At 69.7% G+C, this 20,168-nt stretch carries 18 protein-coding genes; 6 read left to right on the forward strand and 12 right to left on the reverse strand.

Annotated elements, in window-relative coordinates:
- Positions 1–22 precede the first annotated feature (22 nt).
- Positions 23–451 carry a DUF6281 family protein gene (locus ACWGO0_RS08120; RefSeq protein ID WP_453529808.1) on the reverse strand — a complete coding sequence of 143 codons (429 nt, stop codon included), beginning with the start codon at positions 449–451 and terminating at the stop codon, positions 23–25.
- A 65-nt stretch (positions 452–516) separates the two neighbouring features.
- On the reverse strand, positions 517–1,089 hold the full coding sequence (locus tag ACWGO0_RS08125; RefSeq protein ID WP_453529811.1) for a hypothetical protein: 573 nt from the start codon (positions 1,087–1,089) through the stop codon (positions 517–519).
- Between the two features lie 234 nt (positions 1,090–1,323).
- Here ACWGO0_RS08125 and ACWGO0_RS08130 point away from each other — a divergent pair, with 234 nt between their 5' ends.
- A complete protein-coding gene (locus tag ACWGO0_RS08130) occupies positions 1,324–2,151 on the forward strand; it encodes a M55 family metallopeptidase (protein ID WP_453529814.1) in 828 nt (275 codons plus the stop codon).
- 238 nt (positions 2,152–2,389) lie between these two features.
- Entirely contained in the window at positions 2,390–3,454 is a 1,065-nt protein-coding gene (locus tag ACWGO0_RS08135) for a serine hydrolase domain-containing protein (protein ID WP_453529817.1), read from the forward strand.
- A 16-nt stretch (positions 3,455–3,470) separates the two neighbouring features.
- Here ACWGO0_RS08135 and ACWGO0_RS08140 read toward each other — a convergent pair whose 3' ends face one another.
- The 4 genes from ACWGO0_RS08140 to ACWGO0_RS08155 all read right to left on the reverse strand — a co-directional run bounded on the left by ACWGO0_RS08140 (position 3,471) and on the right by ACWGO0_RS08155 (position 7,354).
- On the reverse strand, positions 3,471–4,676 hold the full coding sequence (locus ACWGO0_RS08140; protein WP_453529820.1) for a glycerate kinase family protein: 1,206 nt from the start codon (positions 4,674–4,676) through the stop codon (positions 3,471–3,473).
- 36 nt (positions 4,677–4,712) lie between these two features.
- Positions 4,713–5,276: a hypothetical protein gene (locus ACWGO0_RS08145; RefSeq protein WP_453529823.1), complete on the reverse strand. Its 564-nt coding sequence runs from the start codon at positions 5,274–5,276 to the stop codon at positions 4,713–4,715.
- Positions 5,273–6,508, reverse strand: a complete 1,236-nt coding sequence (locus tag ACWGO0_RS08150; protein WP_453529826.1) for an ATP-binding protein — start codon at positions 6,506–6,508, stop codon at positions 5,273–5,275. Before ACWGO0_RS08150 ends, ACWGO0_RS08145 begins: the two co-directional genes overlap by 4 nt.
- 252 nt (positions 6,509–6,760) lie before the next feature.
- Positions 6,761–7,354, reverse strand: coding sequence for a TetR/AcrR family transcriptional regulator (locus tag ACWGO0_RS08155; RefSeq protein ID WP_453529829.1), 594 nt, complete (start codon positions 7,352–7,354; stop codon positions 6,761–6,763).
- A 170-nt stretch (positions 7,355–7,524) separates the two neighbouring features.
- On the opposite strand from ACWGO0_RS08155, the gene ACWGO0_RS08160 reads away from it, so the two are divergent.
- Both ACWGO0_RS08160 and ACWGO0_RS08165 read left to right on the forward strand, forming a co-directional pair.
- On the forward strand, positions 7,525–8,379 hold the full coding sequence (locus ACWGO0_RS08160) for an NmrA family NAD(P)-binding protein (protein ID WP_453529832.1): 855 nt from the start codon (positions 7,525–7,527) through the stop codon (positions 8,377–8,379).
- Positions 8,380–8,463: 84 nt separating this feature from the next.
- Positions 8,464–9,321: a GNAT family N-acetyltransferase gene (locus tag ACWGO0_RS08165; RefSeq protein ID WP_453529835.1), complete on the forward strand. Its 858-nt coding sequence runs from the start codon at positions 8,464–8,466 to the stop codon at positions 9,319–9,321.
- 67 nt (positions 9,322–9,388) lie between these two features.
- Here the strand turns inward: ACWGO0_RS08165 and ACWGO0_RS08170 are convergent, their stop codons facing one another.
- Positions 9,389–10,030, reverse strand: coding sequence for a hypothetical protein (locus ACWGO0_RS08170; RefSeq protein WP_453529838.1), 642 nt, complete (start codon positions 10,028–10,030; stop codon positions 9,389–9,391).
- A 111-nt stretch (positions 10,031–10,141) separates the two neighbouring features.
- On the reverse strand, positions 10,142–11,416 hold the full coding sequence (locus tag ACWGO0_RS08175; protein WP_453529841.1) for a YhgE/Pip domain-containing protein: 1,275 nt from the start codon (positions 11,414–11,416) through the stop codon (positions 10,142–10,144).
- Between the two features lie 289 nt (positions 11,417–11,705).
- Between ACWGO0_RS08175 and ACWGO0_RS08180 the strand changes: the two genes are divergently transcribed.
- Positions 11,706–14,243 carry an ATP-dependent Clp protease ATP-binding subunit gene (locus ACWGO0_RS08180; RefSeq protein ID WP_453529844.1) on the forward strand — a complete coding sequence of 846 codons (2,538 nt, stop codon included), beginning with the start codon at positions 11,706–11,708 and terminating at the stop codon, positions 14,241–14,243.
- Between the two features lie 15 nt (positions 14,244–14,258).
- Entirely contained in the window at positions 14,259–14,420 is a 162-nt protein-coding gene (locus ACWGO0_RS08185) for a hypothetical protein (RefSeq protein ID WP_453529847.1), read from the forward strand.
- A 76-nt stretch (positions 14,421–14,496) separates the two neighbouring features.
- Here ACWGO0_RS08185 and ACWGO0_RS08190 read toward each other — a convergent pair whose 3' ends face one another.
- From ACWGO0_RS08190 to ACWGO0_RS08205, 4 genes are all read right to left on the reverse strand, one after another.
- The gene (locus ACWGO0_RS08190; RefSeq protein ID WP_453529850.1) at positions 14,497–15,426 is read right to left on the reverse strand and encodes a LysR family transcriptional regulator; all 930 of its coding nucleotides are present in this window, start codon (positions 15,424–15,426) and stop codon (positions 14,497–14,499) included.
- A 63-nt stretch (positions 15,427–15,489) separates the two neighbouring features.
- Positions 15,490–16,326, reverse strand: coding sequence for a formate dehydrogenase accessory sulfurtransferase FdhD (gene fdhD / locus ACWGO0_RS08195; protein WP_453529853.1), 837 nt, complete (start codon positions 16,324–16,326; stop codon positions 15,490–15,492).
- A 111-nt stretch (positions 16,327–16,437) separates the two neighbouring features.
- Positions 16,438–17,631: an MFS transporter gene (locus ACWGO0_RS08200; protein ID WP_453529855.1), complete on the reverse strand. Its 1,194-nt coding sequence runs from the start codon at positions 17,629–17,631 to the stop codon at positions 16,438–16,440.
- A 66-nt stretch (positions 17,632–17,697) separates the two neighbouring features.
- Positions 17,698–19,989, reverse strand: coding sequence for an FdhF/YdeP family oxidoreductase (locus ACWGO0_RS08205; protein ID WP_453529858.1), 2,292 nt, complete (start codon positions 19,987–19,989; stop codon positions 17,698–17,700).
- Between the last annotated feature and the right edge of the window lie 179 nt (positions 19,990–20,168).

The raw sequence follows: 20,168 nt of genomic DNA on the forward strand, positions 1-20,168 counted from the left end.
TTCCGAGCCACATCACGAACGGTCATGCGGGTATCTCAGCAGATGGGTCTGACATGGCCGAGCCGCGGATCAGTTTCCGCACCTCGGGCGGGAGCTTTGAGCCCGAGTACGCGGCGAACAGCGTGGCCTCCGCCGGTGAGTCCCCGACGGCGATGGCCACCCCGGGAGGGATGCCGTCCACCGCGAAGGCGGTCTGTGTCGTGGTCGGCTCCGTGTTCTCGTCCTGGCTGCCGGTGTCGTAGCAGGGCGGTTCGGTGGCGGTGCCGAGTTTCCTCCCGACCGTGAAGTCCACGTTCGCCACGTCCTGATACGACCGGTCCTCGTAGACGAATCGGTGCGCGCAGGAGGCCGATCCAGCTCCACCACCACTGCTGCCCGCCGTGCACGCCGCTGCCGACATCACCATGGCCGCCGCCAGAAGCACGCGCGCGCATTGCCCGGTCCTGCTCATTCGGCTCCCCCTCGTGTTCGTGCCGAGTAGACGCCTGTGACCAGCATCGGGTTCCCAGCGCATCGTCAGGCGGCGTACGCGGACACGGTCAGCGTTTCGGCGAGGACTCTCCAGAGTCCCCAGGCACCCACCCGGCTCGCGATGTTGCACAGCCTTTTCTCGGTGCAGCGGGTCGGTTTGTTCTGCCAGGCGGTCACGACGAGATAGTGGAAGCCCAGGCTCCGGGTGAACGTGAAGCGGATGTGCAGGCCGTCGCCGAGATCGTGCCCAGGAAGGGTGGCGATCTGCAGGTAGTCGTACGCGATCTCCTCCACCCGCACCGGATTCGTGCCCAGCAGGTCGCACTCGTCCCCCGCACGGATACGGGACGGACAGTCACCGCTCACCGGGAACAGCCAGAAGTTGCCGGTGAGCTGCTCGCGTACATCGTGGGGGCCGGTGAAGGGGTGGAGGCCCAGGGAGTAGCTGTACCGGTAGAGACCGTTCGCTGTACCGAGTTCCGGTGCGGGCGTGGGCGCGGTAGTGCGTGGCCCGGCGTACGAGGGTGGTGGCAGCGCGGCGAGCAGGAGTGCTGTACCGAGTACGGCGACCAGAACGGCCTTCAGTACAGACCTGCAAGGAAGGGCGGGGGCGGACACCGGCACCTCCCATGACGTAACAGAGTCACCTGGAAGCTATGTGCCGGGGGACGTTCCGGCATCTCGGCACGGGCTGATCCAGCGACCCGGCGGAGGCCGGACCCCGCGTCACGGGTTCTGCCGTAGGCGGGCAGCCCGGCCTGTTGCGGAGTGAGTCGGGGGCCCTGTCAGTACCTGTATGGGCAGAACGGGCCGCAGGCCGTGACCCCGCGAACGTGCGTAGACTCCCGGATCATGAGGGTCCTGATCTCCGTTGATATGGAAGGCATCTCGGGGATCGTGCATCCCACCGAGACGAATCCGGCCGGCTACGACTACGAGCGCGGCCGAGCGCTGATGACGGCCGAAGCAAACGCCGTGATCGCCGGCGTCCTGGATGCCGAACCGGATTCCGTCGTGTGGGTGGCCGATGCGCACGGGCCGTTCCGGAACCTGCTTCCGGAGGAACTCGACCGACGGGCACAGCTCGTTCGCGGCAAGCCGCGCCCTCTGGGCATGCTCGGTGGGCTCGACGAGCACACCGACGCGCTCATGCTCATCGGCTACCACGCCCGTGCCGGTGATGGACCGGCCGTTCTGGCCCACACCATGAACGGCGAGATTCTCGACGTGCGCGTGGCCGGCCGGTCCATGGGAGAGATCGGTCTCAACGCCGCCATGGCAGGGCACTTGGGCGTCCCGGTCGTACTGCTCAGCGGTGACGACGTCGCCTGCGCCGAACTAAGCGAACTGGTCCCCTCCGCGGCCACCGTCGCGGTCAAGCAGGCCCTCGGCCAGGTCGCCGCCGTCGCCCTGCACCCCGAGGAGGCCCGGGACCGTCTGCGCCGGTCGGCCGCCGAGGCGCTTGCGGGTCGTGCACAGGTGCTGCCGCTCTCCCTGGCCGGGCCACTTGAGGTGGAGGTGGACCTCTACAGCTCGTCCACGGTCGATCTGGCCATGCTCGTGCCCGGCGTCTCACGCGCCGAGGGCGGCCGTACGGTCACTTTCACCGCCGCCGACTTCGGCGAGGCATACCGGCTGATCCTCCTGCTCGGACAGCTCGCCACCATCAAGCCGGGCTAGGACTGTGTCACCCGGCAGCCGAGGTCAGGGTCGTACTTGAGGGCTGTCCATCCGGTTGGCCCCCGATGTTTCGGGGGGTGGCCCGGGTCGTCCGGCCGAGTCTGCGGTTCCTAGCCTCGGGGGCATGAGATCTCGTCGCTTATGGGTGTCAGCCGCTGTCCTGGCTCTGACCGTTTCCGTGCCGTCAACCGTTGCGGCCTCGGCCGTCACACCACGACCCCCGGCCGGGGACCGGTCCGTGCAGCATGATGCCGACCTGCTGCGGGATACCGGTGTCACAGGGGTATCGGTCCGTCTGACCACGCCCAGCGGGACCGTCACAGCGCGTTCCGGTGTAAGCGAACAGGGGAGCAGCCGCCCGGTCCCCAGGAACGGCTACCTGCGGCTGGGGAGCATCACCAAGACGTACGTCGCCACCGTCCTGCTGCAACTCGTGGACGAGAAGCGACTGACCCTCGACCAGACGGTGGAGCAGGTGCTGCCCGGGGTCGTGTCCGGCGCGGGCAACGACGGCCGGACCGTCACCGTCCGCGATCTGCTCCAGCACACCAGCGGCCTGTACGACTACACGGCCGACGTGTTCCCCGAGCCCAGTGCCCACACGTACTTTTCCAACCGATGGCACGCCTACCGACCCGCACAGCTCGTCGCCATGGCCATGCGCCACGAACCCGAGTTCCTGCCGGGGACGGACTGGGCGTACTCCAACACCAACTACGTGCTCGCCGGAATGATCATCGAGAAGCTCACCGGCCGCAGCTGGGAACAGCAGGTCCACGACCGCATCCTGAGCCCGCTCGGCCTGCGGCGTACAGCGACACCCGGCACCTCGCCCCACCTTCCGTACCCGCACGCCGCCAACCACCAGCAGTTCACCGTGAACGGGCCCTTCACCGACACCACGATTCCCTACCGTCCCTTCGACAGCGGAGCCGACGGCTCGATGACGGGTACGGCCGACGAGGTCAATCAGTTCTTCACCGCCCTGGCCGGCGGCCGGCTCCTGACGCCCGCCGCACTCGCCGCCATGCGCACCTACGTCCCCGTACCGCAGGACAGCGGCCACCCCGCAGGCACACAGGACGGTCTGGGGCTGTTCCTCACCCCGCTGTCCTGCGGCGGTGGATACCTCGGACACGGCGGAAGCGGCTTCGGCTACGTCATCCGCGCTGCCACCACGACGGACGCCCGACGCACCGTCACCGTCTCGGCGCACAGCCGCCCGGCGGATCCGGACGTGGCGGCCCGCCAGGAGGACGCCCTCCGCAACCTGATCGACAACGCCCTCTGCCGTGGCGCATAAGCCGTGCCTCCGGCCGCTACTCCGCCGTTGCCAGGACCCTGTCGGCGGCAGCGGCGGCCGTGCCCGCGCCGCCCAAGGGCGCCAGGTTCGTACCGATCAGCACCATGCGCAGGGCCCGCTCCGTGGCGTCCGCGAGGAACTCCCCGCCGCGCCTCAGCGCCTCCGCCAGTTCCACGGGTGCGGGCAGGATGCCGCTGTAGGCGTCGACCCCCGAGTCCCGTACCCGGTGGGCGCCGTCACCGATCGTGCCGGCCAAGGCGAGCACGGGCCGGCCGAAGAGCTTGGCCCGGCGCGCCACCTCGGCCGGGATCTTGCCGCGCGGTGTCTGGCGGTCCAGGGCGCCCTCCGCGGTGATCACCAGGTCGGCGCGGGCGAGACGCGCGTCGAGGTCGAGGTGGTCGAGCAGCACCTCGAAGCGGGGCAGTACACGTGCGCCCAGTGCGGCGAGACCCGCGCCGAGCCCGCCCGACGCGCCGGTCCCCGGGCCGTGGCGCAGACTGTGCGGCCTGGTGGCGGCCGACGCGCCGCACAGGCGTGGCTGTACGTCGCGGCCGAGCACGTCCGCCCAGTTCTCCAGAGCCAGGGACAGCTCCTCGACCTGCCGCGGTCCTGCGCCCTTCTGCGGGCCGAAGACCCTGGCGACGCCCTGCGGCCGGCACAGTACGTTGAACGGATTGCACGCCACGAGCATCTCGGCTTCCGACAGGCGTGGGTCAAGACCCGTGGCGTCGACGCGCACGAGACGCGCGAGTTCCCGCCCGCCGGGCGGCAGTTCACAACCATCGGCGTCGAGCAGCCGCGCGCCCAGTGCCTGGAGTGCGCCGGCGCCCCCGTCGGACGTCCCGGAGTCGCCGCATCCGACGAGGATCCGGTGTGCTCCGGCGTCCAGCGCTGCGCGGATCAGCTCGCCGACGCCGTACGTCGTCGTGGCACCCGGATCCCGCCGGCCCACCGGCACCAGGCTCAGCCCCGCCACGGCGGCCATCTCGACCACGGCCTCGCGCGGCCCGGAGCCCGGCCCGCCGAGGAGGGCGAAGTGGGTGCGGACCGGTTCACCGACCGGCCCCGTCGCCGTACGCTGCACCAGCCGGCCCACGGTCGCGGCGGCCAGCGCCTCGGCGGTGCCCTCGCCGCCGTCGACGAGCGGCATGAAGTCGACCTCGGCGTCAGGGATCACGCGCAGAAGCCCCTCGGAAAGGCATGATGAAGAAACCTTCATCATGCTTCCTCCCAGGATGGCCGAACTCGCCGATACAGCCTATCCGCGCCCAAACGACCCGCGTCGCCGCCGTCCCACTTCTTCGGCGGACACGGGAGCCTCGATCTTGTAGACGTCGCCGACCTGGAGAAGGCCCGGTGTGCTGTATTCCCCGTGCATGCTGATGATGGAGACGGCCACGTGGGAGTGGGGCTGCCAGAAGGTCCGGTAGTGCGGTGCGTTTCCCGTCAGCTCCGGTATCTCCTGGAGTGGGACGCCGCGTCGCTGCAAGAGGCGCTGCAGTTTCTCGAACCGAAGCCGTGGCGTGAACCGGCCGTACCGGGCGCGGAGCGCCTGGTCGGGGATCGTCCGGTCGCGGCGGGCGAGCCGGTGCACTTGCAGGCTGAAGTGGTGGCCCGTCCAGGGCTGGTCGGCGGAAGCCCGATGCCAGTAGAACTCGGTCAGTCCATAATCGCGGTGGAGGCTGAGCGAGTCGAAGCTGTTCTCGCCGAACTTGTCCCCGAGGACTGCGCTGACGCGATCGGGGGAGTCGGTGGGGCGCAGGCCGAGCACGGTGCCGTTGGTGACGACGTCCATGTAGAACGCCAGGGAGTACGGGGTCAACTGCCGTTCCTCGATGCGATGGCGGTCCCGACGGCGCGGCGCATGGCGGCTTCGGCCTCGGTGGGGTTGCTGTCCAGCCAGTCCGTCAGGTGTTCACGGACGACGTTCTGTACGTAGGTGTGTACGTCGGCGTTGGCGAGCCGGGTCCTGGTGCTGCCCTCGAACTGGGGATCGCGGAGATTGACGGAGACGATCGCGGTCAGCCCCGCGCGTACGTCGTCGCCGGAGAGGCCCCCGCCGGGCTCCGGCAGTAGCCGCCTCTCCCGCGCGTAAGTGGTGATCAGCGCCGCGAGCGCGGTGAGGAACCCCTGCTCATGGGTGCCGCCCTCGTAGGTGCGGTGGGTATTCGCGAAGGTGCGGACACGGTCCTGGGGTGAGGTGGTCCACTGCATGGCGACCGCGACGGAGATCGTCTCCTCTTGGTTCTCCTCCTCGAAGGTGATGATGCCGGTGTGTGCCTGTCCCTCCTCCGGGGAGTTGAGATGAGTGACGAAGTCCCGAAGGCCGCCCTCGCACACCATCCGGACCGTTCCCTGTTCAGTCTCGCCGCCGCCGGTCCGCTGAGTCCGCTCGTCCGTGAGCGAGATGGTCAGGCCCTCGGTGAGGAAGGCCAGCTCCTGGAATCGCTGCCACAGCGTGGCGGTCTCGTACCGCGTGGTCTCGAAGATGCTCTCGTCGGCCCAGAACGTGATCGCAGTGCCGTGTGCGGTCGTTGCCTCGTGCTTGGCCGGCGGCGCGACCGGGACACCGCGTTCGTACTCCTGGCTCCAGCGGAATCCGTCGCGCCGGACCTCGACCGTGAGGCGGCTTGATAGTGCGTTGACGACGGACATCCCTACGCCGCTGATGCCGCTGGAAACCGTGGAGCCGGCGCCGGACCTCTTGCCGGGATCCGGCAAGGTCAGTACGGTCTCGACGGCCGATGGGCCCGTGGACTCCTCCACCGCGACGGGGATGCCGCACCCGTTGTCCGCGACGCGCACACCGCCATCGGCGGTGAGCGTGACATCGACGCGGTCGGCGTGGTCGGCCAGGACTTCGTCGACCGAGCGGGCGACGGTCTCGTACACCATGAGGTGCAGACCGCGGATGCCCGTCGAGCCGATCCACATCCCGGGCCGCTTGCGCATGGCCTCGACCCCGTGCAATACGTGGATGTGACTGGCGTCGTACGACGTCACGCTCACCTCCCCGGGCTGATCGGGGCTGCCGGTTGCGGTCGTTTCGCTCATGAAATGCCCTCTCCGTTACGTGCCCGCCTGGTGTCCCAACTCTACGAAAAACACAGGAGAGTTCGCAGGTCAGCCGGGGTGTCGCAGGGCCGCGAGCGGGCGCGTCCCGGACGTGGCCGGGGCGAGCGATACGAGGACTGGGGGTACCGTCCAGAGCGCCACCAAGGCCCCGCCCAAGGCCCTCGCGGGGGCTTGCCCGGCGGCGCGCGGGGCTCTATTTGTGCGTGTCTTTGAGAGCGCCCTCACGGGCGGTCAGTCCTGCGGCGCGCGGCGTTCCAGGGCTCCGGTGACGAAGGCCGCCAGCCCGGTCCGCATCTGCTCGCGCGTCATGTGCTGTCGGCCGACGAGGTGTTCGACGAGATCGGCGCGGGTGGCGGCGAGCAGGGCATGCGCGGTGAAATCGCTGCCGGTGAATCCGGGGATCTGCTCCAGTGCGGCCCTGAGCGTGCCGTGCCACCGCTCGTAGTGTGCTGCCGCGTAAGGGCTGTCGTTACCGGTGCTCTCCAGGGCCAGCGCGAGGTGGCGGTTGTCGATCTTGAAGCACAGGACGGCGTCGAGGAGGGCGGGCACCCGCTCCAGGGGCGGGGTGGCGGGCCCCAGCGGCGGCGCCCCTTCCTCGACGGCGAGTCCGAGCGGTGCGAGCCGTGACGCGTACAGCGCATGGATCAGACCGGTGCGGTCACCGAACCCGCGAAAGAGCGTCGCCTTGCCGACACCGGCCGCTGCCGCAATGTCGGCCATGGTGACCGTCTCGGGGCTGTCGCACTGAGCGAAGAGCGTGTCGGCAGCCGCCAGGACGGCTTCCCGGTTGCGAGCGGCGTCCGCGCGCGGCTTGCGTTCGGCCATGGGTTCCTCGGTTCCTCCGGTTGCAAAGCGGACCCGTGGTCCGTATCGTCGGGCTAAGGCGAAACGGACCAGGAGTCCGTATCGTACGGGACAGGGCAACCCCGGCCACCGCAGCTACGGAACCCGCTCACTGTCCACGACCCAGCCACCCAGTTCGCCGGGAGCAACTCATGAGCGCCACCGAGAAGTTCACCCTGGTCATCGGGGCCACAGGCACCACCGGCAGCCGTGTCGCCGCCCATCTGGTCGCGGGGGGCCGGCGTGTCAAGGCGGCCGGGCGCAGTGCCACCCCGGTGGACGGAGCCGTTCCCGTACGCTTCGACTGGGACGATCCCGCGTCCTTCGAAGGTGCCCTCGACGGCGCGGACCGCGTCTACCTCATCCCACCGCTCGGCGCTGCCGCCCCCGCGGCCGTCATGCTGCCCTTCCTCCGGCAGGCCCGCACCGCAGGCGTCGAGCGTGCGGTCCTGCTCAGTTCGTCGGCGATCCCCGCCGGTGGTCCTGCCGTGGGGCAGGTTCACCAGGCGCTGCCCGGCCTGTTCCCCCAGTGGGCGGTCCTGCGCCCCTCGTGGTTCATGCAGAACTTCACCGGCAACCACGCGCACGCCCGTACCATCCGAGCCGACGGGACCATCCGCACGGCAGCCGGTGAGGGCCGCGTCGGGTTCGTCGACGCAGACGACATCGCGGCCGTGGCCGTGCACGCACTGACCGAGCCGCAGGCCCCGAACACCGATCTGATCATCACGGGCCCGCAAGCGCTGAGCTACGGCGACATCGCCGCAACCCTCACCGAGGTCACCGGCCGGACCATCACCCACCAGCAGTTGACGTACGAGCAGATGCGCGACCGCCTGGCCGCCGATATGCCCGCCGAGTTCGCCGCGATGCTCGCGGGCATGGACCACGCTATCGCCGAGGGCGCCGAGGACCGCACCACCGACACGGTCCAGCGCCTCACCGGCCGTCCGCCGCGCAACTTCCGCGCTCTGGCGGAACTGGAAGTGGACCGGCTGCGGAGCTGACACCGGAACCGTGAGGCGAGCGCACGGAAGGTGGTTGTGGGCGAGTCGTAATGCGGTGGCCGTGCTCGGTGCGCTGGTGGTTGGATGCCCCGCGTGACCTCTGTGGATCTTGATGACCGCCCTGAGCGGGAACTGCTGGACCGACTTGAGCGGTATTACGACGCGGTGCCGCGTCATGGTGCCCGGGTCGAGGACTTCGGGCCGCTGAGTCTGTTCGTGCGGGAAGGCGAGGGATGGCCGTTCTACGCACGTCCGGCTCAGGGTTGGTCCGGCGAGGTGAGCGCCGCCGCGGTGGCCCGGGTCCGCGCCCGGCAGCGTGAACTCGGGATCCCGGAGAGCTTCGAGTGGATAGCCGAGACCATGCCCGCGCTGCGGGCCGTGATCGAGGACTCGGGGCTTGTGGTTCACGAGCACCCCTTGATGGTGCTTGACCCGGGCGCCCCGGTGCCCGTCGCGGACGAGTTGCCCGGCGGGTTGTCGGTGCGGACCATGCGTCCGGACGACCCGGCGCTGGCGAGCGCGCTGGCCGTGCCGCATCTTGCTTTCGCGGAGCCCGGAACCGGTCTCGGCTCGGCGGGTGTCACCGAGCTGGCGGAGGCCGTGCGTGCCCGGGCGGGCGATGGGTCGGTGGAACGCGTGGTGGCGCGGATCGACGCGGGACTGACTTCGGTTGCCGCAGCGGTGGAAGGCGGGACGGCGTTGTGCGCGGGCCAGCATCAGCCGGTCGGATCGGTCAGCGAGATCGTCGGTGTCGGGACACTGCCCACCGCGCGGCGTCGTGGTCTTGGGATCGCGGTCACAGCGGCGCTGGTGGCCGACGCCCGATCGCGAGGAGTGGAGACCGTCTTCTTGTCGGCAGGCGACGACGACGTCGCCCGGATCTATGCCCGACTCGGCTTCCGACGTGTCGCCACCGCGCTGATCGCCGAGCCGGCCGAGTAGCGAGTCGGTCCCGTGAGGGACGGGGCAGCACATTCCGCCTTCTGACGACGCTGCCCGAACCGAGACGTCACGGTCCGATGGGTGAACGCCCCACAGCACTCTGCGCCGCCACCACTTCCAGCACTGAGTCGACCAGTCCTGCGACGGTCCGTCCGTCACGCGCGTCGATGCGGTCCATGCCCAACCTGTCGATGGTGTCGATCATGAGGCTCTGGTAGCGCTCCGTGCGCGCCAGGAACTTGTCCGCAAGCCGCTTCTCCTCGTCCGTCGCCGACGTGTAGCGGCTGGCCGCATGTACCCGGCTGCGCACGACGGCGTCGCTCGTGGTGAGCCACACGGCGGCCGTGTGCGGCACCTCCAGAGTCGCGACGCGGACGGGCCAGAGTGCGGATCCCTCCAGGACCAGGCCGGGCGCGGCCCTGTCCGCCGCCGCCGTACGGAGGGCGATCAGCTCCTCGATGCGGGGCCACAGCCGTTCGTAGTGGTCAAGCACTGACGCGATCAACTCGTCGACCGTGAGGGACCCGTAATGCTCGGCGACGTGTGCCGGTACCTCCCACTGCGGCGTTCTCCAGGGCCGCCCGGGGTGCCGCGCCAGCCCGTCCGTCGACAGGCAGTCGAACCCGAGCCTGTCCGCCAAGGCTCGGGCGACGGTCGATTTTCCTACGTTCGACGTCCCGCCGATCAGTACCACCCGCACATCGTGCACGCGGACGAGCCTACTGATCCCGGGCACGGTGGGGGTCCCGGACCTGCGCCGTCGTTCACCGGCGAGAGCTCCCCGCCCGGAGAAGCCCGCCGAGTGACCGCGGCGGCTCGCTCACTCGGGCTGCGGTGTGAGGCGGCGCAGCCCCCTGCGGTCGTAGTAGTGGGTCATCGCGAATCCGAACGCGAAAGCGACGGCGACCCCGACCGCGATCATGAACCAGGCGCGGGCCAGGCCGGCGTCGGCGCGGGCGTCGAAGTAGAGGATGGACCGTACGCCGGCGCTGAGTTGATGCATCGGCTCGAACGTGCCGAGGAAGCGGTAGAAGCCGGGGGTCGCCTCCAGCGGTACGGTCGCCCCGGAGGACGGGAGGGCCAGTGCGATGAAGACGAACATGGACACGAGCTGTCCGATCCCACCGAAAGCGGCGTTGATGGCCTGGACGCCCAGGCCGATGGCGAGCGTCGCGCAGTAGGAGAAGATCCACAGCAGTGGCAGGTGTGTGGCGTCCATGCCCAGGATCGAGACCGTAGCCACCATGACGAGCGAGGTGGTCAGCACCGAGATTCCGGCGGTCATGAGCATCTTCAGCACCAGCGTCTGGGTGCGGCTGATGGGAACGGTCGGCCGGCGCGCGTGCCAGGGGCCGATCTCGCTGTCGGCATAGCCGAGCGCGGTGTCTACGCCGCTGTGAATGAGGTTTCCTCCGATGAAGCCGCTCAGGACCAGCAACAGTGTGAAGTAGAAGGCGGTGAGTCCCAGACCGCTGTGCCTGCCGATCGGATGGCCGACGCTGGTGGTCACGGCCACGGGGTCGGCAAGCAGCAGGCGCGTCGTCGGGGCTGTGGCGGAGGCGGAGAGCTGCTTGCCGATGGTCAGCGATGCCTCGTGGGCCGCCTTCTGGTTGATCTGGGCCGCCATCGACGAACCCAGGCTGCCGACGCCGGGATTGGTGAGTACGGTCAGCGTCGGCCGGGCCGTTGCCCGGTCGGTGGTCAGTGCCGCGACGGACGCGGTGAAGCGTTCGGGGACGATAAGCGCGCCGTAGACCTTGCCGGAGGCCAGCGCGTCCTGCGCCTCGGCGCGGCCGAGCCGGCGCCACCGGACGCCGCTCGCGGAGCCGGCCGATGCGATCGAGTCGGTGACCTGCTTGCCCAGGTTCTCCTGCTGCCCGGGCAGCGGGCGGCTCCGGTCCTCGTCGACGAGGGCGATCGGCAGCCGGTGCAGATTGTCGCTGGGGCTGAGAATGCCGCCCATGTAGAGGAGCGAGAGCAGCAGAGCGACCAGTGCGCTGAGGATGGTCGGTACGAGCCACAGCTTGGCGTGTCGCACAAGGGCGCCGGCACGTGCCTGCGGGGGGTGGGTGCTCGGGGGGATCGCGGAGGGCATGGTGCTCCGTGGATGCTGGAACGGACACGGCAGTGCGGACGTTTCGCGGACCCGGGAGCCGAGACCCGGGAGCCGAGACCCGGGAGCCGGGAGGTGCCCTCCCCGCATCCGCGCTCGACCATCGTCGACCGGTGCGCCCCGAGACGGGCATAGCGGGAGATATTCGCGTTACGGGCGTGTCGGTCGAGCCGGCCCGTACACCGCCCGCGCCGACCGCCGCACTCCGTTTGCGGAGCGGTGGACATGGCGTTTCAGTGGTGGGGAACCCCTTCCCGCACCTGGAGCCGGCATGTCGATGGCGTTCGATTCACCCTTCGGTTCGGCCGATCCGTTCGGAGATCTGCTGAACAGGTTCTTCGGGATGTCGCCCGCGTCCTCGCCACCGGCTGTGCAGCGTGTGCCGATCGGCCGCCTGCTGACGGAGTCGTCGCAGGAGTTGCTCAATCTGGCCGCGCGCAAAGCGGTCGAGGACGGATCCTCCGACCTGGACACCGAACACCTCCTGTGGGCGGCCACCCAGGTCGAGCCCGCGCGCAGGCTGGTGGCCCGGGCCGGAGTGGACCCCGACACGCTGGCGGCCCAGATCGCCGAGGTGCTTCCCCGCGAGTCCGGCGAGCCGTCGTCGGGTCCCGGACTCACCCCGGCCGCGAAGCGCACCCTGGCCACCGCCTACGCCCATTCGCAGGCGACAGGTGTGTCCTACATCGGACCCGAGCACATCCTCGGCGCGCTCCTCGACGACGCGGACTCCGGTGCCGCGCGGTTCATGCGCGCGGAAGACGTGGACGTGAAGAAGCTGCGTGGCGCCACGGACCGGGCGCCCCGCGTGGACGGTGCGCCCGCTGCCGGGAAGGAGGGGAAGCAGCCGTCCACGACCCTCGACGAGTTCGGCAGGGATCTGACCGAGGAAGCGAAGGCGGGCAGGCTCGACCCGGTGGTCGGCCGGTCCGAGGAGATCGAGCAGACCGTCGAGATCCTCTCGCGGCGCTCCAAGAACAACCCCGTGCTCATCGGCGAACCCGGCGTCGGCAAGACCGCCATCGTGGAGGGACTCGCCCAGCGCATCGTCGCGGGCGAGGTGCCCGACACGCTGAAGGGCAAGCGCGTCGTCTCCCTGGACATGTCGGGCATGGTGGCCGGTGCCCAGTACCGCGGACAGTTCGAGGAACGGCTGAAGAAGGTCATCGAGGACGTCCAGGATTCCGGCGGCGACATCATTCTCTTCATCGACGAGCTGCACACGGTCGTCGGCGCGGGTGCGACGGGCGAGGGCTCGATGGATGCGGGCAACATGCTCAAGCCCGCACTCGCACGCGGCGAGCTCCACGTGGTGGGAGCGACGACGATCGACGAGTACCGAAAGCACGTCGAGAAGGACGCCGCCCTGGAGCGTCGCTTCCAGCCCGTCCTGATCCCGGAACCGACGGTCGAGGAGACGGTGCTGATCCTCGAAGGGCTGCGGGACGCGTACGAGGCCCACCACCAGGTCCGCTTCGCCGACGGAGCCCTGGCCGCGGCGGCGGAACTCTCCGACCGCTACATCGGCGACCGGTTCCTGCCCGACAAGGCCATCGACCTGATGGACCAGGCCGGAGCCCGTGTACGGCTGCGCAGTGCCAGTCGCTCCACCGAGGTCGTCGGCCGGGAGGACCGTCTCGCGAAGCTGCGACGTGAGAAGGACCAGGCCGTGGCCGGCGAGGAGTTCGAGAAGGCCTCGGCGCTGAAGCAGCAGATCGCAGAGGTGGAGGGCGAGCTCGCCGGTATCGAGGAGCGCCGCGAGGGCGTCGTCTCGGTCACAGCCTCCGACATCGCCGACATCGTCTCCCGGCGTACGGGAATCCCGGTCTCCCAGCTCACGGCCGACGAGAAGGAGAAGCTCCTCAAACTCGAGGAGCAGATGCACTCCAGGATCGTCGGCCAGGACGAGGCGGTCACCGCGGTGTCGCAGGCCGTACGGCGCAATCGTGCCGGGATGGGGGACCCGAACCGCCCCGTCGGTTCCTTCCTCTTCCTGGGGCCCACGGGTGTGGGCAAGACCGAACTCGCCAAGACGCTCGCCGAACTGCTGTTCGGCGAAGAGGACCGCATGGTCCGCTTCGACATGAGCGAGTTCCAGGAGAAGCACACGGTCGCCCGGCTCGTCGGCGCGCCTCCCGGATACGTCGGCTACGAAGAGGCCGGCCAGCTCACCGAGAAGGTCCGGCGACACCCGTACAGCGTGGTGCTTTTCGACGAGGTGGAGAAGGCGCACCCCGACGTCTTCAACACACTGCTCCAGATCCTCGACGACGGTCGTCTCACCGACGGACAGGGCCGCACGGTCGACTTCCGCCACTGCGTCGTCATCATGACGTCCAACATCGGCGCCCATCGCATCCTCGCCCACGAGGGCGACGCCGCCGACCTCAAGGACGAGCTGATGGGGGACCTGCGGGGACGGTTCCTGCCCGAGTTCCTCAACCGCATCGACGACATCATCGTCTTCCACAGCCTCACCGAGGCGGACCTGTCGGAGATCGTCGGGCACCTCCTGGACCGCAGCAAGCACCGTGTCCACGCCCAGGGCATGAGCCTGGAGGTCACCGAGGCGGCGAAGAAGCTGCTGGTCGCTCACGGTTACCAGCCGGAGTTCGGCGCCCGGCCCCTGCGCCGCACGATCCAGACGGAACTCGACAACCGCATCGCCTCACTCCTCCTCGGCGGCGAGGCCGAGCCCGGAGACACGATCGTCGCCGACGTGAAGGACGACTCGCTCCACTGCACCATCCGCAGCGGAGCAGGCCAGGACGGCGAACCGGACCGGCAGGCCGCGGTTCCGCACCCGTAACCGAAGGAGAGAACGATGGCGCATCACCACAAGTCCAACAAGCAGGTCGAAGGCGACCCGGACGAGGGACACGGGCGCGGCATGCCCAGGCGCCCGGACGAGAAGAAACTCGAGGAACGCCTTGAGGAGGACCGTGAAGAGGTGGGCCTGCCTCCCGAGGAAGGCGCATCGGACTAGGGACACACTCCATGCGCCGGACGCGACCTCGGGTCGCGTCCGGCGCATGGGTGACGGGTACGGCCGAGGCGCGACGTCACTGCGGTCCCGGGTCTCCGGGGAGGCGCTCCAGAGCGGCGGCCACATCGATGTCGCGGGCGATTTCCGTGAGGGCCCGGGCGATGACAGGTCCCGGCTCCCGGGCTGTGATCACCAGCCCCATCGGGACCGTCCGGGCCGGCTCGACCATCGGCACCGCCCGCATGCCGTGCGGGACACCGAACACGTGCAGCCAGGTGTGCGGCACGATGCTGGCCCACCGGCCCGCCCTGACATGGGCGAACAGAGCAGCCACGGAATCGGTCTCGACCCGGGGCGACGGCCGCACCCCGGCTTCGGCGAACAGCTCGTCCAGGACCTGGCGCCCCTGCATCGCCTCGGTCAGCAGGCAGAGCGGCAGCCGTGACGCCTCCGCCCAGGTCGCCGTCGTCCGGTGGACGAGGCCGTCGGCGGCATCGGTCAGCAACACGTACCGCTCCTCGTACAGCGGGACGGCCTGCAGACTCTCCGAAAGCCCCTTGTGCAGATAGGTGATTCCGGCGTCGATCTCGAAATTCTGCAGCTGCCGGAGGATGTCCTCCGACTGGAGATTCGCTATCACCTCGACGGTCACCAGAGGATGCGCCGCACAGAACGGGCCCGTCAGCTGCGCGACCGCGCCGGAAGCGGTCGGGACCGCTCCGATCCGCAACCTGCCGCTCAGTCCGCTGCGCAGGGCGCCGACCTCGCACTTGAGGGCGTCACGGTCGGCGAGGATCCGCTGCGCCCACACCACGATGCGTTCGCCCTCGGGCGTCAGGCCCTCGTACTTCCGGCCACGCAGGACCAGCGGTACGTCCAGCTCCTCCTCAAGCTTTCGGATCGCCTCCGAAAGGGCGGGCTGGGAGACGTAACAGGCCTGGGCGGCACGGGCGAAGTGACGCTCCCGGGAGAGGGCCACCAGGTACTCGAGTTGACGGAACAGCACCCCATGGGTCTACCGGACCGCTCGACGGAACGCCAATCGGCGCCACACAGCAGTGAGGGGTTGTCAGGCCACCGGCAGTGGTTCCAGGCGCTCGGCGCCGGTGTAGACGTTCATCGAGGCGCCGCGCAGGAAGCCGACGAGAGTCAGCCCGCTCTCCGCGGCGAGGTCCACGGCGAGCGAGGAGGGGGCGGAGACGGCCGCCAGCATGGGGATTCCGGCCATCACCGCCTTCTGCACCAGCTCGAAGGAGGCCCGGCCGCTCACCATCAGCACCGTGCGCCGCAGCGGCAGCAGCCCCGACCGCAGGGCGTGTCCGACGACCTTGTCCACGGCGTTGTGCCGGCCGACGTCCTCCCGCAGACACAGCAGCTCACCGTCGGCCGTGAACAGCCCGGCGGCGTGCAGACCACCGGTGCTGTCGAACACCCGCTGGGCCTCCCGCAACCGGTCGGGGAGAGCGGTCAGTACGTCAGGTCCGATACGCAGGCCGTCCTCGGCGACGGACCACGCCGCCGTGGTGCGCACCGCGTCCAGACTGGCCTTCCCGCACAGCCCGCACGAGGACGTGGTGTAGAAGTTCCGCTCCAGTGAGGCGTCGGGGGCGGCCACGCCCGGGGCCAGGGCGACGTCCACCACGTTGTAGGTGTTGCCTCCGTCGGACGTGGCGCCCGCGCAGTACCGGATTCCGGCCACGTCATCGGTCGCGTGCACCACGCCCTCGCTGACCAGGAACCCGGCAGCGAGGTCGAAGTCGTCGCCCGGCGTGCGCATCGTCACGGTCAGCGGACGCCCGCCGACACGGATCTCCATCGGCTCCTCGGCGGCCAGGGTGTCGGGGCGGTGCGAGGACACCCCCTCCCGAATGCGCAGTACGCGCCGCCGCACGGTCATGCGTCCCATGGTTCGCTCCTCTCTTCGGAGCCCTGCTCCGACGGTGTCGTGTGTGTCGCCACGGGGCTGCCGACGGCTGACGGTATGACCTGCTGGGAAGCCCGCGGAGCTCCCACGCCGTCAGGGCAGGTCACGACGGCTGTAGCGTGCCGTGATCACCAGGCAGAGCAGGCCCACGGCCGCGAGACCCGCGAGCAGAGCCGGGTAGGACGCGGCCCCTGCCGTCACGGCGAGCAGGAGCGGTGTGAAGAATCCGCTGTAGGTGGCGCCGTGGTAGAGCGACGCCGCCGTGTGCCGGTCCCTCGGCGGCGCCAGCCGTTCGATCTCCCTCAGCCCCGAGGCCAGGGTGAGGCCGTAGCCGGCTCCCAGCAGGACGGCCGCTGCCAGTACGAGTCCCGCGGAAGTCCAGTGCACCGCACATGCGCCGACCAGGAGACCGCCGATCACGGCGGCCATGGCGGCGAGGGTCGCCCGCGCGCTGTGTGCGTGGTCCAGCCGGTCGGCCAGCGGCTGTACGGCGATGCCCACCGCGAGCGTCAGCGCCGTCACCAGACCGCTGAACAGCGGCGCGTACCCCGGCACCCGGTCGGCCACCAGCTGCGGCAGCACCACGTACGCCACGGTGGAGGCGGTGAAGACCGCAGGGCTCGCCGGGAGCACCACCCGCACGAAGCGAGGATGCCTGACCGCCCCGCGGCACAGGATCGCGGCGAGCGGCTCCGCCCGGGTGCCGGGGGACGGTGGCGCGGTCTCCGGCACGCGACGGGTCGCGCCGAGCACCAGCAGGGCCAGCAGACAGTGCACGAGACACGGCAGCGCCATCGGCTGCGGGAGCCACTCGGCCACGACGCCCGCCACCAGCGCCCCGGCCGCGAAGCCGCCACCGGTGGCCCAGGCCGCGCGGCGGGCACCCGCGCCGCGGCGCACCGCACCGGCTGACAGCTCCTGCAACCAGACGGTGCCCGCGGTCAGCACGACACCGGCCGCGATGCCGGTGGCCAGCCGGCTGACGTACACCGCGGTCTGGTCCACGCCCGCCGCGGCCAGCAGGGCGCTCGCGGCTGCGGACAACGCCAGCGCGGGCCGCACCACACGCCGCCTGCCGAACCGGTTCGCGGCCGGCAGGCCGAGCAGCAGGCCGGGGAGCAGTCCCAGGAGGTACGTGGTGAACATGGCGGCGACCGGGACGGCGGGCCAGTTCTCCTGCGTCCGGTACACGACGGCGAGCGGGGTGAACTGGTTCGCGCCCCACCCGGCCGCGAACACCGAGGCCGCTGCCGGGAACCAACCGCGCGCGACGCGGGAAACGGGCATGCCGGGACGTACCTTTCTGGGCGCGGTGGCTGTTCCTGAAGTCCGGGGGAGAGGCCTCGGGTCGGTTCATTCGGTGCCGCGGCACGGCTCCAGGCGCACCACGACGCCCTTGGACGTGGGGCAGTTGCTGATGTCGGCGACGCTGTCCAGCGGTACGAGGACATTGGTCTCCGGGTAGTAGGCCGCCGCGGATCCGCGGCTGGCCGGGTAGGAGACGACCCGGAAGTTCTCCGCACGGCGTTCCCTCGCGTCGTGCCAGACGCTCACCAGGTCCACCGCGTCACCGTCGGCGATACCGAGGGCGTCGAGATCGGCGGGGTTGACGAGCACGACTCGGCGGGCGTCGTGGATCCCTCGGTACCGGTCGTTCGGGGCGTACCAGATGGTGTTCCACTGGTCGTGCGAGCGCAGGGTCTGGAGCAGCAGATGCCCCTCGGGTATGTGCGGCATCGTGAACTCGTTGCGGGTGAAGACGGCCTTGCCGCTCGGCGTGGGGAAGACGCCCGCGTTCACCGGGTTGGGCAGCTTGAACCCGCCCGGCTCGGCCACCCGGGCGTCGAAGTCCTCGAAGCCCGGCACGACACGGGAAATCCGGTCGCGGACGGTGCTGTAGTCACGCTCGAACTGCTCCCAGGGAATGGATGGTTCGTCCCCCAGGGTCCGGCGCGCCAGCCGGCTGACGATCGCGACCTCGCTGAGCAGGTGGGGGGAGGCGGGCGACAACTTCCCCCGCGAGGCGTGGACTTCGCTCATCGAGTCCTCGACGGTGATGAACTGCTCGCCCGCGGCCTGGAAGTCCCGGTCGCTGCGGCCCAGGGTCGGCAGGATGAGGGCCGTGTCTCCGCAGACGGTGTGGGAGCGGTTGAGCTTCGTGGAGATGTGCGCGGTCAGCCGGCACTTCCGCATCGCCTCCTCGGTGACCTCGCTGTCGGGAGTGGCCCGTACGAAGTTCCCGGCGACGCCGAGGAAGAACCTGGCCCGGCCCTCGTACATCGCCCGGATGCCGTTCACCGCGTCCAGGCCGTGATGAGCGGGCGGTGCGAAGCCGAACTCACGCTCCAGGGCGTCGAGGAACTCCTGCGGCATCCGCTCCCACACGCCCATGGTGCGATCGCCCTGGACATTGCTGTGGCCGCGCACCGGGCACACGCCCGCGCCGGGCCTTCCGATATTGCCGCGCACCATCAGGAAGTTGATGACTTCCCGGATGGTGGGCACTCCGTGCTTGTGCTGGGTGAGCCCCATCGCCCAGCACACGATGATCTTCTTGCTCGCCAGGACCCGTTCGTACACCTGCTGGATCTCCTCGCGGGACAGCGCGGTCGCGGTGAGGATGTCGTCCCAGGAGACCTTCCGCGCGTGTTCGGCGAAGTCGGCGAAGCCTGTGGTGCTGTTCCGGATGAAGTCGTGGTCGAGCACGGTGCCCGGCGCCTCGTCCTCCGCCTCCAGCAGCAACTTGTTCAGGGCCTGGAAGAGGGCGAGATCGCCGCCTGCGCGGATGTGCAGGAACTGGTCGGCGATCGGTGTGCCGCCGCCGATGATGCCCCGGGCCTTCTGCGGGTTCTTGAAGCGCATCAGTCCGGCCTCGGGCAGCGTGTTGACCGCCACGACCTGCCCACCGTTGCGCTTGGTCTCCTCCAGTGCCGACAGCATCCGCGGATGGTTGGTGCCCGGGTTCTGCCCCACGACGAAGACCAGGTCGGAGTGGTGGATGTCGTCCAGCGACACGCTGCCCTTGCCCGTGCCCAGCGTCTCCTGCATCGCGGACCCGCTGGACTCGTGGCACATGTTGGAGCAGTCCGGCAGATTGTTGGTGCCGTACGCGCGGGCGAAGAGCTGGAGGAGGAAAGCGGCCTCGTTGTTGAGCCGGCCGGAGACGTAGAAAAGGGCCTCGTCGGGGGAGTCCAGCCGGCGGAGTTCCCCGGCCAGCAGGCCGAACGCCTCGTCCCAGCCGATCGGCTCGTAATGCGTGGCGCCGGGCCGCTTGACCATGGGTTCGGTCAGCCGGCCCTGCTGGTTGAGCCAGTAGTCGGACATGCCGTCGAGCTCGGCGATCGAGTGCTCGCGGAAGAACTCCCGGGTGACGCGCCGTGAGGTGGCCTCGTCGTTGATGTGCTTGGCGCCGTTCTCGCAGTACTCGTTCATGTGCCGCTTGCCCGGCGCGGGCTCGGGCCAGGCACAGCCCGGGCAGTCGATGCCCTTGGTCTGGTTGATGTTCAGCAGCGTCAGCGCGGTGCGCCGCGGCGACGTCTGGCCGAGCGAGTACTCCAGCGCGTGCGTCACCGCGGGAAGACCCGTCGCCCAGGTCTTGGGCGGCGTGACCCTCAGGTCGTCGGTCGGGTCCTCGATACTGCGCATGATCCGCTCTTCCCCTTTTTATCGCCTGTGAATATCGGGCTCCCACTGCGAATTCAGTTTCGGTCCGGGCCCTTTTGGAAGTCAAAGAGGGGTCTTCGATGTATCGATAGGCGAGGCTTATCGCTTCAGCGATAAGCCTCGCCTATCACGTCATCGGTAATCCCTCTTTGACTTCCCTC

Source organism: Streptomyces sp. NPDC055749 (assembly GCF_053617235.1).

Bases quoted from the DNA above. Each gene is read 5' to 3' on its own strand.
- ACWGO0_RS08120 (WP_453529808.1), bottom strand. From the start codon at position 451: ATGAGCAGGACCGGGCAATGCGCGCGCGTGCTTCTGGCGGCGGCCATG.
- ACWGO0_RS08130 (WP_453529814.1), top strand. From the start codon at position 1,324: ATGAGGGTCCTGATCTCCGTTGATATGGAAGGCATCTCGGGGATCGTG.
- ACWGO0_RS08140 (WP_453529820.1), bottom strand. From the start codon at position 4,676: ATGATGAAGGTTTCTTCATCATGCCTTTCCGAGGGGCTTCTGCGCGTG.
- ACWGO0_RS08150 (WP_453529826.1), bottom strand. From the start codon at position 6,508: ATGAGCGAAACGACCGCAACCGGCAGCCCCGATCAGCCCGGGGAGGTG.
- ACWGO0_RS08155 (WP_453529829.1), bottom strand. From the start codon at position 7,354: ATGGCCGAACGCAAGCCGCGCGCGGACGCCGCTCGCAACCGGGAAGCC.
- ACWGO0_RS08160 (WP_453529832.1), top strand. From the start codon at position 7,525: ATGAGCGCCACCGAGAAGTTCACCCTGGTCATCGGGGCCACAGGCACC.
- ACWGO0_RS08165 (WP_453529835.1), top strand. From the start codon at position 8,464: ATGCCCCGCGTGACCTCTGTGGATCTTGATGACCGCCCTGAGCGGGAA.
- ACWGO0_RS08175 (WP_453529841.1), bottom strand. From the start codon at position 11,416: ATGCCCTCCGCGATCCCCCCGAGCACCCACCCCCCGCAGGCACGTGCC.
- ACWGO0_RS08180 (WP_453529844.1), top strand. From the start codon at position 11,706: ATGTCGATGGCGTTCGATTCACCCTTCGGTTCGGCCGATCCGTTCGGA.
- ACWGO0_RS08185 (WP_453529847.1), top strand. From the start codon at position 14,259: ATGGCGCATCACCACAAGTCCAACAAGCAGGTCGAAGGCGACCCGGAC.
- fdhD (WP_453529853.1), bottom strand. From the start codon at position 16,326: ATGGGACGCATGACCGTGCGGCGGCGCGTACTGCGCATTCGGGAGGGG.
- ACWGO0_RS08200 (WP_453529855.1), bottom strand. From the start codon at position 17,631: ATGCCCGTTTCCCGCGTCGCGCGCGGTTGGTTCCCGGCAGCGGCCTCG.
- ACWGO0_RS08205 (WP_453529858.1), bottom strand. From the start codon at position 19,989: ATGCGCAGTATCGAGGACCCGACCGACGACCTGAGGGTCACGCCGCCC.